Annotated in this window: 11 protein-coding genes; 4 read left to right on the top strand and 7 right to left on the bottom strand. The window is 32.1% G+C overall.

The window, feature by feature from the left end:
- Positions 1-45: 45 nt before the first annotated feature.
- The 6 genes from Q0891_RS09805 to Q0891_RS09780 form a co-directional block, all read right to left on the bottom strand.
- Positions 46-2,823, bottom strand: a complete 2,778-nt coding sequence (locus tag Q0891_RS09805) for a bifunctional aconitate hydratase 2/2-methylisocitrate dehydratase (RefSeq protein WP_299101161.1) — start codon at positions 2,821-2,823, stop codon at positions 46-48.
- A 320-nt stretch (positions 2,824-3,143) separates the two neighbouring features.
- On the bottom strand, positions 3,144-3,299 hold the full coding sequence (locus Q0891_RS09800) for a hypothetical protein (protein WP_299101159.1): 156 nt from the start codon (positions 3,297-3,299) through the stop codon (positions 3,144-3,146).
- 43 nt (positions 3,300-3,342) lie between these two features.
- Positions 3,343-4,296: a MoxR family ATPase gene (locus Q0891_RS09795; protein ID WP_299101157.1), complete on the bottom strand. Its 954-nt coding sequence runs from the start codon at positions 4,294-4,296 to the stop codon at positions 3,343-3,345.
- 5 nt (positions 4,297-4,301) lie between these two features.
- The gene (locus tag Q0891_RS09790) at positions 4,302-5,681 is read right to left on the bottom strand and encodes a peptidylprolyl isomerase (RefSeq protein WP_367179566.1); all 1,380 of its coding nucleotides are present in this window, start codon (positions 5,679-5,681) and stop codon (positions 4,302-4,304) included.
- Positions 5,682-5,703: 22 nt separating this feature from the next.
- Entirely contained in the window at positions 5,704-6,555 is an 852-nt protein-coding gene (locus tag Q0891_RS09785; protein ID WP_299101155.1) for a peptidyl-prolyl cis-trans isomerase, read from the bottom strand.
- A 10-nt stretch (positions 6,556-6,565) separates the two neighbouring features.
- The gene (locus Q0891_RS09780; RefSeq protein WP_299101153.1) at positions 6,566-8,515 is read right to left on the bottom strand and encodes a peptidylprolyl isomerase; all 1,950 of its coding nucleotides are present in this window, start codon (positions 8,513-8,515) and stop codon (positions 6,566-6,568) included.
- A gap of 257 nt (positions 8,516-8,772) precedes the next feature.
- Between Q0891_RS09780 and Q0891_RS09775 the strand changes: the two genes are divergently transcribed.
- Entirely contained in the window at positions 8,773-9,231 is a 459-nt protein-coding gene (locus Q0891_RS09775) for an SRPBCC family protein (protein WP_299101151.1), read from the top strand.
- Positions 9,232-9,245: 14 nt separating this feature from the next.
- Positions 9,246-9,485, top strand: coding sequence for a hypothetical protein (locus Q0891_RS09770; RefSeq protein ID WP_299101149.1), 240 nt, complete (start codon positions 9,246-9,248; stop codon positions 9,483-9,485).
- A 3-nt stretch (positions 9,486-9,488) separates the two neighbouring features.
- On the opposite strand, the gene Q0891_RS09765 is transcribed toward Q0891_RS09770, so the two are convergent.
- Positions 9,489-10,628 (bottom strand): lycopene cyclase family protein, encoded by a 1,140-nt coding sequence (locus tag Q0891_RS09765; RefSeq protein WP_299101147.1) that lies wholly within the window; start codon positions 10,626-10,628, stop codon positions 9,489-9,491.
- Between the two features lie 159 nt (positions 10,629-10,787).
- Between Q0891_RS09765 and Q0891_RS09760 the strand changes: the two genes are divergently transcribed.
- Both Q0891_RS09760 and Q0891_RS09755 read left to right on the top strand, forming a co-directional pair.
- A complete protein-coding gene (locus tag Q0891_RS09760) occupies positions 10,788-11,606 on the top strand; it encodes an SOS response-associated peptidase (RefSeq protein ID WP_299101145.1) in 819 nt (272 codons plus the stop codon).
- 185 nt (positions 11,607-11,791) lie between these two features.
- Positions 11,792-12,577, top strand: a complete 786-nt coding sequence (locus tag Q0891_RS09755; RefSeq protein WP_299101143.1) for a hypothetical protein — start codon at positions 11,792-11,794, stop codon at positions 12,575-12,577.
- Positions 12,578-12,580 lie beyond the last annotated feature (3 nt).

The raw sequence follows: 12,580 nt of genomic DNA, 5'->3' as shown, positions 1-12,580 counted from the left end.
GCCTAAATCTAGGATTCAGGCTTCTTTTATGAAATATTGATAGTACTATCTTACTAATTGTTTCGTGGAAGGTTTAAACTTCGTGAGCACAATACCATCTACTGCAGCTTCATATTCTGCCATAGTCGGAGTTCTCCCTAATATGGTAGATAATACCACCACTGGAGTTGAAGATAATAATGATTCTCCTTTTTTCTCACCAGTATCTTTTACAACTCTTCCTTGGAATAAACGTGTGGATGTTGCCATTACCGTATCTCCTGGCTCTGCTTTTTCTTGGTTACCCATACAAAGATTACAACCTGGACGCTCTAGGTATAGCATGTTTTCGTACTTGGTACGTGCTAATCCTTTTGGTGCGCTATCGTCAAACTCGAAACCTGAATATTTTTGCAATACTTCCCAATCGCCTTCTTCCTTTAATTCATCTACAATATTGTAGGTTGGAGGTGCAACTACTAATGGTGCCTTAAACTCTACTTTACCCTGTTGCGCTTCAACATTTTTCAACATTTGAGCTAAGATTTTCATATCGCCTTTGTGAACCATACAAGATCCTACGAAACCTAAATCTACTTTTTTGGTTCCACCATAGTAAGATAATGGACGAATGTTATCATGAGTATAACGTTTAGAAACATCTTCATTATTTACATCTGGATCTGCAATCATTGGTTCAGCGATTTCATCTAAATCAATAATTACCTCTGCGTGATATACAGCATCAGCATCTGGCCTTAACGATGGTTTAATACCAGTTTTAAGTTCTGTAATTCTAGTATCTGCTTTATCAACAAGTCCCTGAAGCACACCTTTTGCATTGTCCATACCTTTTTCAATCATGATTTGGATACGACCTTTTGCAATTTCTAAAGATTCTATTAAGGTATCGTCTTCTGAAATACAGATGGAAGCTTTTGCTTTCATTTCTGCAGTCCAGTCTGTGAATGTAAAGGCTTCATCTGCGGTTAAAGTACCAATATGAACTTCGATTACACGACCTTGAAATACATTTTCACCTCCAAATTGCTCTAACATTTGCTGCTGTGTTGCATGAACCACATCACGGAAATCCATATAAGATTTCATCTGTCCTTTGAATGTTACTTTAACTGACTCTGGAATTGGCATAGATGCCTCACCTGTCGCTAAAGCTAATGCAACTGTTCCTGAATCCGCACCGAAAGCAACGCCTTTAGACATACGCGTGTGAGAATCTCCACCAATAATGATATCCCAATCTCCAACAGTAATATCGTTAAGTACTTTATGAATTACATCTGTCATTGGGAAATACTTCCCTTTTGGATCACGACCTGTAATTAAACCAAAGTCGTTCATAAAACTCATTAACCTTGGTATGTTAGCTTTTGACTTATCATCCCAAACTGATGCCGTATGACAACCCGATTGGTAAGCACCATCTACAATTGGAGATATCACTGTTGCAGCCATCATCTCTAATTCTTGAGAAGTCATTAAACCTGTAGTATCTTGAGAACCTACAATGTTTACTTCTGCACGAACGTAGGATCCTGCGTGTAATGTAGCTCCTGAAGTTCCTACGGCATTTTTGTTAAATATTTTCTCTACTGCTGTCAACCCTTGACCTTCAATTGATACTTCTTTTGAAGTCGCATAAACTTGAGGCACTTCTATACCCAAAGCTTTAGCCGCAAATGTTTGCAGTTTTTTACCAAAAACAACAGCGTAAGAACCACCCGCTTTCATAAACTCCATTTTTTGTGGTGTAAATGCTGCAGAAATATCTTTTAATTCTGTGTCTCCATTGTATAATTTCTTCTCTTTTGTATTTATGGTTAAAACAGTACCTGTTGCTACCGAATACATTTCTTTTAATACAGGCTCTCCATCTTCATCACGTATTGTTTTTCCGTCTTCATCTTTTTGAATAACCCAGTTTTTTAAATCTAAACCAATACCACCAGTTACACCAACAGTTGTTAAGAAAATAGGTGCGATTCCATTAGTACCTGCAATTACTGGAGCAATATTAATAAATGGCACGTAAGGACTAGAAGAAATACCTGTCCACAATGCTACATTGTTTACACCAGACATTCTAGAAGACCCAACTCCCATTGTTCCTTTTTCTGCAATTAGCATAACACGCTTATCAGGATGCGCTTCTTTTAAAGCCAACAATTCTGCTTGCATTTCTTTATTATGCTCAAACATACATTGGCCATGTAATTCTCTGTCTGAACGCGAATGTGCATCACCACCTGGAGATAATAAATCTGTTGAAATATCACCAACACCAGCAATGTATGTTACCACTTCAATTTCTTCCTCTATTTCAGGAAGTTTAGTAAAGAATTCAGCTTGTGCGTAACTTTCAATAATATCTTTAGAAATTGGACAACCATTCTTCATGGCTTTTTCCAATCTTTCTGTATCAGCTTCGTATAAGAAGACCTGTGTTTTTAAAACTTCCGCAGCCTTCTTAGCGATATCTATATTTTTTTGTTCTAAAACTAAATCAAGTAAAACCTTAATAGACGGTCCTCCTTTCATGTGAGATAACTGCTCTAATGCAAAATCTGGTGTAATTTCTTTCACGTCAGATTCTCCTAGAATAATCTCCTTTAAAAATTCAGCTTTTACACTTGCAGCACTAGTAGTACCTGGCAAAACATTATAGATAAAAAAGTTTACAGAATCATCTCTATCTGGATGCTCTGTATCTTTAATTTGCGCAATGATTGCACTTAGTAGTTCTGAACCATCAATTGGCTTTGGATGAAGACCTTGAGCTTTACGTTCTGCGATCTCCTTGATATAATCTTTATAAATGTTCATATAAGTAGAGTTATTTCTTTTTAAAAAGGACACAAATCTACACATTTTATAGAGGATTTAAAAATATGTAATGAAATAGGAAGCCTAATGAAAACAATACATTATTTAGCAAACTTTATTGATGTTAATTAAGTTTTTAACAAAAAAAAGTACACAAAATCAATAATTTAACAATAATTCAAAATTTGAGTAATTATAAATTATAACTATTTAATAATAACCATTATAAATAGATGAAAAATCAAACCAAAATTTTAGTTTTAACAACTAATTCAACTTCAAAAATATTACTAGAATGACATCGCAATAAATAGGTAGTTTTATTCTTTTCTATAATAATTATATACCTTAAAGAAAGCAATAATAGCCGCGAATAATTCAATACAACTTCCTATAATTAAGAAAAGAGCACCACCTCTTATACTTCCAGCAGCTGCTGCTGAACCAATTCCAAGTTTAGTGATTATACAATCCAATAAGGAATATCAGAATTGTTCCTGTAAAGTTTTTTAGTTTCATCTAAAACAAACTCTGAATAATCTTCTCGTCAGTGACACCTTCCGCTTCGGCCTTGTAGTTTTTAATAATTCTGTGTCTTAGAATCCCTGTTGCCACTGCTTGAATATCTTCAATATCTGGAGAGAATTTCCCATTCGTTGCGGCATGTGTTTTAGCTGCTAAAATTAAATTTTGTGAAGCTCTTGGTCCTGCTCCCCAATCTACAAACTCCTTTACAATATCTGCTGCAGTATTTTCTTTTGGCCTAGTTTTAGCCACCAATGACACGGCATATTCAATAACATTATCTGCTACAGGTATACGACGAATTACGTTTTGAAAATCTATAATTTCATCTGACGTAAACAAAGAATTTACAGTCATTTTAATATCAGTTGTGGTTGCTTTTACAACATCCACCTCTTCTTGAAATGAAGGATATTTTAGATTAATCGCAAACATAAAACGGTCTAACTGGGCTTCTGGCAAAGGGTAAGTTCCTTCTTGCTCAATTGGGTTTTGTGTCGCTAAGACAAAATAGGGTAAACTTAATTTATATTGATGACCAGCAACCGTTACTGAGCGTTCTTGCATTGCTTCTAATAATGCGGCTTGCGTTTTAGGTGGTGTTCTATTTATCTCATCTGCTAAAATGATATTAGAGAAAATAGGACCTTTAATAAATTTAAACTGTCTATTTTCATCTAAAATCTCACTCCCTAAGATATCACTTGGCATTAAATCTGGTGTAAACTGAATACGCTTAAAGTCGAGACCCAAAGCTTGTGCAATGGTATTTACCATTAATGTCTTTGCTAAACCAGGAACACCTATTAATAGTGAATGTCCACCAGAAAAAATTGAAATCAAAATTTGGTTTACAACTTCATCTTGACCTATAATTACCTTTGCTACTTCTTGTTTAAGCGCAGCAAATTTCTTAACAAAGTTTTCAATTTTAACAACATCAGACATATATTCTACTTTTTTAACCAGTTACTTTGAAAATCACATTCTCTATACTCACCATTAATTTTAATGTAAGTATCAGCAATGGTTTCTTTTTGCCATTTTGCAACTGCTTTAATTTGCTTGTCTTGTAATGCTAAATTTTTAATTTTTAAATAATCTTTTGCGAAGTCTGCTTCATGATCATCAATACGGTCTGTAACCGTTAAAATTTTGAATTTAATACTATTTACACGATCTTCATCTTGTAAAACCTCACTTATCTCTCCGTCTTTTAAATCTTGAATTTGAGAGTATAATTCTGGCTCCATACGTGTTAATTCAAAATTAAAATCTTGCGTTGTAGGATTTGTTAATTGACCACCTTCAAATTTAGTTTCAACTTCATCACTAAACTCTCTAGCTGCTTCAGCAAATGTAAGTGTACCATCTATGATCTTCGCTCTAACTTCTTTTATTTCATCATTAGCTTTTTTAATCGCATCTTGAGTTATTTCTGGGCGCAATAAAATATGTCTTACATCATATTCTTGTCCTCTAACTTTTTCTAACAATATTATATGGTAACCAAAATCAGTTTCAAAAGGCTCTGAAATTTCGCCTTCTTGTAAAGAGAAAGCAACATCTCTAAACTCTTTAACCATTCTTGGTTGTTTTCTGTTCAATGTGTATTTACCACCATCACGTTTAGACGCTGTATCTTCTGTATAAAACAATACTTTGGTTGTAAAGCTAGAATTATTCTCTTCAATATCTTTTTTAAATCCTTTAAGTTTATCAATAACAGCTTGTTTCGCATCCTCTGTTACCTCTGGTATAACAACGATTTGAGCTAATTTTAACTCTGTACCAAACGTTGGTCTTTCTTCTTTAGGTATGTCATTAAAAAAGGTACGAACTTCCTCTGGTGTAACCTCAATATCTGCTGTTACTTTAGCTTGCATTTCTTGAGCCAAGTAATTGTTTTTATTGATTTCATACATTTCATCTCTTAAAGCCTGCTCTGTATCTTTCTTATAGTATTCTAACATTTTCTGTAAATCGCCATTTAATTGACCTAAAATACCTTGAAATTGTTGATCTACTCTACTTTGAATTTGTAACTCATTTACAATAACACTATCTTGAATGGCTTGGTGCGCGTATAATTTGCTTTCTAATAAACTACCAAAAAGCTCACATCTTGTATAATCACTTAAATCAGCACCTTGTGCTTTTAACTGCTCAATTTCTCTATCTAAATCTGATTCTAGTAGAATAAAATCTCCAACAACAGCAGCAACGCCATCTGCTTTAATACGTGTTTTGTTTACAACACTATCTGCAACCTGTTCTTTTACTGGTTGGTCTTCATCAATAATTTCTTGTGCGTTAATAAAGCTAACGGACAAAAGGCAAACGATTAACGTTGCTTTATTTATAAATTTGGAATTGATTGTTTTTAATAGCATCTTTTGTAATATCATTTTCGAGTTGCTTGATGAGCTCTAATTTCCTCTTGTTTATAACAATTTTTTTAATCGATGAATTCACATAATTCATAGGTGCGTAATCGTTTTGAAGGCGCACGTCATTAACTTGCATCAAATATAGGTTTAATGAATCTTTGAGTTGTAAATAATTAGATTTTTTTAACAATTGATTTTTATTAGCATCTGTTATGATAGGAATCTTTTCTGCTACATGGTTGAGCTTTACCCAAAGCGAATCATTTAACAAATACGATTTAAACTGTACAGATATTGAATCTAAATACCTCTTATCCTTGGCTTTAAATCGTTTAAATCTTTTTCTAATTGAATCTAAATTCACTGGGTTTAGAGGTAAACTAATGTATCTTAATTGAATAAGGTCGTCATTGAGTTTAAAGGATTCTTTATTGGCTTCATAAAAAAGTTTAGCTTCATCAGGTTTCACAACGCTGTCAATGTTCTTTTTTACTAAACCTTCTAAATATGCCTTTGTGTATAAATCTGTTTTATATTGTTCTACTAATCTTGAATAGCTGTTTTGTTTTTCTTCAGATAAGTTAACCAAAGCACCATCCATTAAAAGTAATTGTCTTGCCCAACGATTTACATATGCATTAACCATTAAAGTGCTATCTTCTTTTGAAGCGCCTTTTGGCACTATATCCGCAATATCTTCCTTATAAAGATAAGTGTCATTGACTCTAGCAACAGGCTCACGATCATCAGATTTTTTAAAAAAATCACAGCTCGTAAGAAATAAACCCAAAATTAGTATGTAAAACGTTTGCTTCAAAAAAATAGGTTTAGTTGCCAATTTTAGATTTAATAGAATTAAGCACCTCTTCATTAACTTCTACTTTGTATCGCTTATATAAATCCTTAATCCAGTTATTTTCTATTTCGGTTTGGTAGTCATTGATTACATTTCCTTTGGCTTCTTCTAAAGTTTTAATTCTTGCAGGAAGAACTTCTTTCACATTAATAATATGAAATGCCTCGTTATGATTATTGTAAACATCAGAAACACCTTGTTCTGCTACAAAATCTGATGGCAATACAGGATTATCTAAATTATAAATCCCTTTTGTAAAAATCACATTGAGTTTATCTTCAGAATTTAAAGCTTCGGAAATCTCAGTTTCAGACTTTCCTTTTTTCATTAATTTCCTTAGTTTTTTCAATTTAGATTCGTCTGATGTTGTTGCAATCAAAACATCTACTCTATCATTCCAAGTGTAATTAGCTTTATTGTTTTCATAGAAATTATCTAAACCTAAAGTATCTTTAGACGCCTTATTCCAAATTTCTTTTTCCATAAGGTCAAACAACAAAAGTCCGTCTCTATACTCTTTTAATATATTAGCATACTCCGGATTTTCTGTTTCTAAATTCTCTTCTCTGTATTTAAAAATTGAAGATTCAAAGAAATTCTCAAATTCCTTATCAACAATAGCAGCTAATGGCAGTTTATTATTAGCGTATAAACGTTGTGCATTCTTTAAATGATTTCCAAAAGCTAAATACGTAAACGCTCTGTTATTTATTGTAAAAACAGGTTCATCTTCTTTAAGGTCTGTTGGCAAATCCCAAGCTCTATTATAATAGTCATCCGTCAATGCTTTTACAAAATAAGATTTCGCGTCTGCATTATAATTGATTTTATACTTTCTCTTAAGTTTAGCAACCATGGCTTCATTTATAAGCTTAGATCTAGAGTCTCTTTTAACGCGTTGCACAAAAGATGCCTTTACGTCTTCAAATGGAGGAATTGGTTTTAATTCTAAACGTTTTACAATGTGCCAACCATAATCCGTTTTAAACGGTTTACTAATGTCTCCATCATTCATTAATCCAAATGCTTCATCTTCAAATTTAATAGAACTCAATTGACCACTTTTAAATGGAGTGATTTTTCCTCCATTTTTTGCTGAACTCTTATCTTCAGAGAATTGCTTTGCTAAAGCTTCGAAACTTTCACCTTGATTTAATTTTTTATAAATGGTATTAATACGTTCTTCAGGATTTAGTAAGCTATCTTTTTGCTCAGACTTAATCATTATATGAGCTGCTGTCACAGTTCCTCTAGATAGTCTATTATCCATAACTTTAACCACGTGGTAGCCAAATTGTGTTCTAAATGGCATTGAGATTTCGCCAACTGGTGTATTAAACGCAGCGGTTTCAAAATCATACACCATTTTAAAGGCGGAAAAATATCCTAAGTCCTCAATAAAAATAGTTTCGCCATTGTGCATTTTCGTTTTCACATTGTCAAACCCTTCACTCAACGCGCGTTTTCTTAAATCTAATACTTGGTTGTATGCAGCGATAGTGTCCTTTGCAGTAGCGTCTAATCTTACTAGAATATGAGCCGCTTTAATATCAATATTACTACGGTCATAAGCTTCTTTCACTAACTCATCAGTAACTTTATTTTCTGAAATATAGTTTTTAATCAGTTGCTTTTTATATCTAGAAAACTCACGTTGGTATTTTTTGTCTTCATTTAATTTAAGACGCTTAGCCTCATTTAATTTTAATTGATATTCAGTAAATAATTTTAAATATCCATCAATATCTTTTTGACTTTCATCCTTTACTAAATCGAGATTTTTGTTATATACACGTAAAAACTCTGATGCCATCACAGGATTACCACCAACGTTAATTAATACGTCGTCTTTGTCTTGAGCAAAAGTTACGTTAAGCGCAAATATGAATACAAGTAAACATTTTAATTTTATCGACTTCATGCCATCTATTTTTAATCTGAATTTAATGTAGAACACTATTGTTTTTTTCAAACTGAGCAAAAATAACATAAATAGCTAATTTAGCAAGATGAATAAAACGCAATGTTGAACTATAATTGCTAGATACGTAGTAAAAATCATACTAGTTTAACAACTCTTATAGTTTAACGTTGATTTTAACAAATAAAACATTAAGAACGTCGATTTATCAAAATAATTGCTCTTTGTTTTTTTACATTTGGTTAAAATCCCTCGTAATGCAATACACCACTGAAATTTTAATAAAGAAGCCAATTTCAGAAGTTATAAATAAGCTCGATTCCATTGACAACCTTAAACATTGGCAAGACGGTTTAGTAAGTACAGAACATATCTCTGGTATTCCTAGTGAACTTGGCGCTAAAATGAAATTGAATTTTTCTTTTGGTAAACGCCAGCTAGTAGTCATTGAAACCGTAACCAAGCAAAATTTTCCAAATGAATATCATGCCTCGTATACTACAGAAGGTGTGCGAAACATACAAGAAAATTATTTTAATACTACAGAAGATAATTACACTAAATGGACTTCAAAAAACGAGTACCAACCTACTAGTTTTAGAATGAGTGCTATGTTATTTTTTATGCCAGGTGCTTTTAAAAAACAAACCGAAACGTATTTAAAAAATTTTAAAAATTTTGTTGAAAACGGAATTTCTATTCTACAGTCCGCCTAATTTAAATTAACTCCATGCGACAATTAAAATTGATTTGGGATTTTAGAGGACCTGTAGCCAATAAAACTGCAGAGCACCATGTTATTCACTTAAAAGAATATGTAGCTTTAAACGAGCTAGATATTACTATTATTGAAACTGAAACCATCAGTGACATGCATACTTTAGCTTTTATGGTCGTTGCTGAGTCTGAGATGAAACCCATTAGAGATGCTCTAAAACCACATCGTGGTCAGGTTTACACAGCAAAATAACCTTTAAAACAGTCTTTTAAAAAACGCTTGAATAAAACGTTTGGGTGGCACTGACAGTATTATTTTTAAATCTTGAATCAATGTTGATTCTTCATCCAAAAATTTAAAAATTGTTTTAATATGTGCTTTCATAAACATAGACGAAAACATTGAAGCGCCTTCATCATTATTGTTGGCTAAAACATCGAGAAATATTAAATCGTAAAACCAGAATTTAGTTTTCTTATGAAACTTAGATAAGTCATTATCTTGTTTCAAAAAAGAAACGACTTGCTTCGTCTTTTTAGCGGTATTACTAAACGTATAACCTGTACTTGCTTTAGTCCATCCACCAGCTGTACCAATATTAAGGATGTTCTTAGAATTTAAGTCAGAAAACTTAAAAGACGTCATTGGTATATTACCTTTTTCTTTTTCTATTATTTTATATTCAAATATTCCTTTTTTATTTAAATAGTTTTTAATACCATCTTCGTATTCAGACAATCGCAACAACTCGCCCGAAAACAACGTATACTCAAATAATGCCTGTTTATTATTTATTGGCAGGACATACATAAAACGTGTATTATCTTTTTGTGGCACTGAAAAATCCATAAATGTCGCTGTAGAGTCATCAAAAAAATCCTCTTTTAGCTCTACAAACCATCCTACAAAATGCTGATGAATTAAAGGATACGTTTCTTGAGACGCATATACTTCCGGATTAGGTATACTATTAAACAGTTTTGATCCTAAATAATTAACTTTATCAGTTATAACTTGTACTCCAGTTTCTAGTTCTAAAAAACTATCGACGTTTTCCTCAATAAATGTAATATTCGGTTTTTTATAAAGGGTTTTCCAAAGTTCATCGTAAAAATCCTTACTTCTTATCATTTTGTAGCGGTATGGAGCAATTGTTATTTTTTTAGAGAATGAATCACTTCCAAAAAAAACATTAGACCATTCTTTAGTCAACATAGTGTCCCATTCGCCAACACCTTCCTCCCAATAGCACCACGTTCTATCATTCCCCTTATCCTTAATTTTATCAATAATTAAAATTGATTTGTCATCAAAAAAAGAATCATTAGCCATTCTGTATGCTAATAATAAACCAGATGCACCTGCTCCTAAAATTATATAATCGTATGTAGTCAAATCTTTGATAGAAGAATTTTAAATGTAAAATTAAAGCATTTTATGATTAAAAATGCAATTAACATACTCAGAGAAATAATATAATAAGCTTAGAAACCATTTAAATATTGAGACCTCTTGAAAACAAAAGAATTTTAATCTTAGCTTTACATTAAATAAATGAGGCTATCGATTTTTCCTCATCGTTTCGATTTAAAAGATTATATAATGTGTTATGATATTAAGGCAAGTACAGAAACACAGCTAAAAAGAGCTCAAAGAAAAGGCGACTTATCGGCTGTTACAGAAATACTTGAATATTTAATTCCGTTTACAGATTTACCCATTTTTCATGCTTCTGGCTTTTCGCATCCAGAACTATTAATTTATACTAATGACGCACCAGAATTTCCTATTGTTGCAACTTGGGGTTTAGTTCCACATTGGATAAAAGACAAACAACAGCAGCAAAAAATTTGGAATAGCACACTTAATGCTCGTATTGAAACTATTTATGACAAACCTTCGTTTAAAGACTCTCTAAAAGATAAACGATGCATTATTTATATTGATGGTTTTTACGAGCATCATCATTATGACAACAAACTATATCCTTTTTATATACAACGCTCAGACAAAAAGCCTATGGCACTAGCTGGTTTGTGGAGCGAATGGACAGATCCTGACACTGGCGGAAAATTTAATTCTTTCACAATTGTGACTACCAAAGGGAATACAATACTATCTAAAATTCATAATAATCCGAAAATTAAAGAACCTCGTATGCCTTTAATTTTAACAGATGATATAGAAGATAAATGGCTTACTTTTCACCAAAATGAATCTAGCGAAGCTTTCTTCAAAAACCCAATTCCATCTTTTCCTAGCGACAAGCTTAAAGCGCATACAGTAGAAAAGCTGAGAGGTAAAAATTATCTTGGTAATGTAGAAGAAACTTCTAAATTGGTAACCTATGATGATTTAATTACTAATTTTTAATTTAAAATAAAATACCTAGTTTACATTACAAATTTACTTTAGGAATTATTATTAATTTGAAGGTTTCGTCTTTTATAATTCACTTTTTATAGTTTAATTTACTAAAATATAGTTTTGATTGCTATCGTATCTCCAATTGGATTGGCATACAAAATTTTAAAATTCAAAACGCATAAACCCTAAAAATGAGCGACAATAATAATCCTACTGAACATTTAAAATTATACTCTCAAAGATCAATCGGAATTGCAAGTTTCATTGGTAGCCCTTTGGCTGCTGGTTATCTTATAAATCAAAACTATAAAGCTTTAAATGAACCTGAAAAAGGAAACAAAACGTTAATCCTGTCTATAATAGTTACCATTATCATTTTTGGAAGCATGTTTACTTTGCCAGAATATATAGTAGATAAAATCCCTAGAATGATTATTCCTGCAGTTTACACAGGAATCATTTATTTAATCGTAGAGAAAATTCATGGTAACATTTTAAATAATCATTTAGAAAAAAACAACGAATTCTATTCTAGTTGGCGAGCCGTAGGAATAGGGTTTCTTGCATTAATATTAATTACTTCTATAACATTTGCTATCCTTTTTGCGCTACCAGACAAAGTGTACGATACTTATGAAACTGAATTTGAGCAATTTTCAAAAAATGAAGAAGCCTCTTTGCAATTCTATGACTACATAGATAAAAAAGATAATTCTGCTCTTATCACAGAACTCAACGAGGTTAGCATACCAAAATGGAAGGAAAATATCGAAATTATTAATAAAACTAATACCATTGAAGGTTTACCTCCAGAATTAATTGAGCGAAACGATAAATTAATGACCTATTCTAAATTAAGACTTGAAGCTTTTGAATTATTTAAAAAACGGATCCTTTATGATTCTGATGCCTATGATAGTGAGTTAAGAAATGTGCACGATAAAATTGATACAATTCTTAACCAAATCAATCAATAATTC

The organism is uncultured Winogradskyella sp., assembly GCF_947498005.1.
GTDB lineage: Bacteria > Bacteroidota > Bacteroidia > Flavobacteriales > Flavobacteriaceae > Winogradskyella.
The sequence above is the reverse complement of the archived record's forward strand: the minus strand, read 5'-3'. Positions and strand labels throughout refer to the sequence as shown.

Excerpts from the sequence above, each read along its gene's own strand:
- Q0891_RS09760 (WP_299101145.1), top strand. The coding sequence starts at position 10,788 with ATGAGGCTATCGATTTTTCCTCATCGTTTCGATTTAAAAGATTATATA.
- Q0891_RS09795 (WP_299101157.1), bottom strand. The coding sequence starts at position 4,296 with ATGTCTGATGTTGTTAAAATTGAAAACTTTGTTAAGAAATTTGCTGCG.
- Q0891_RS09780 (WP_299101153.1), bottom strand. The coding sequence starts at position 8,515 with ATGAAGTCGATAAAATTAAAATGTTTACTTGTATTCATATTTGCGCTT.
- Q0891_RS09770 (WP_299101149.1), top strand. The coding sequence starts at position 9,246 with ATGCGACAATTAAAATTGATTTGGGATTTTAGAGGACCTGTAGCCAAT.
- Q0891_RS09755 (WP_299101143.1), top strand. The coding sequence starts at position 11,792 with ATGAGCGACAATAATAATCCTACTGAACATTTAAAATTATACTCTCAA.
- Q0891_RS09775 (WP_299101151.1), top strand. The coding sequence starts at position 8,773 with ATGCAATACACCACTGAAATTTTAATAAAGAAGCCAATTTCAGAAGTT.
- Q0891_RS09805 (WP_299101161.1), bottom strand. The coding sequence starts at position 2,823 with ATGAACATTTATAAAGATTATATCAAGGAGATCGCAGAACGTAAAGCT.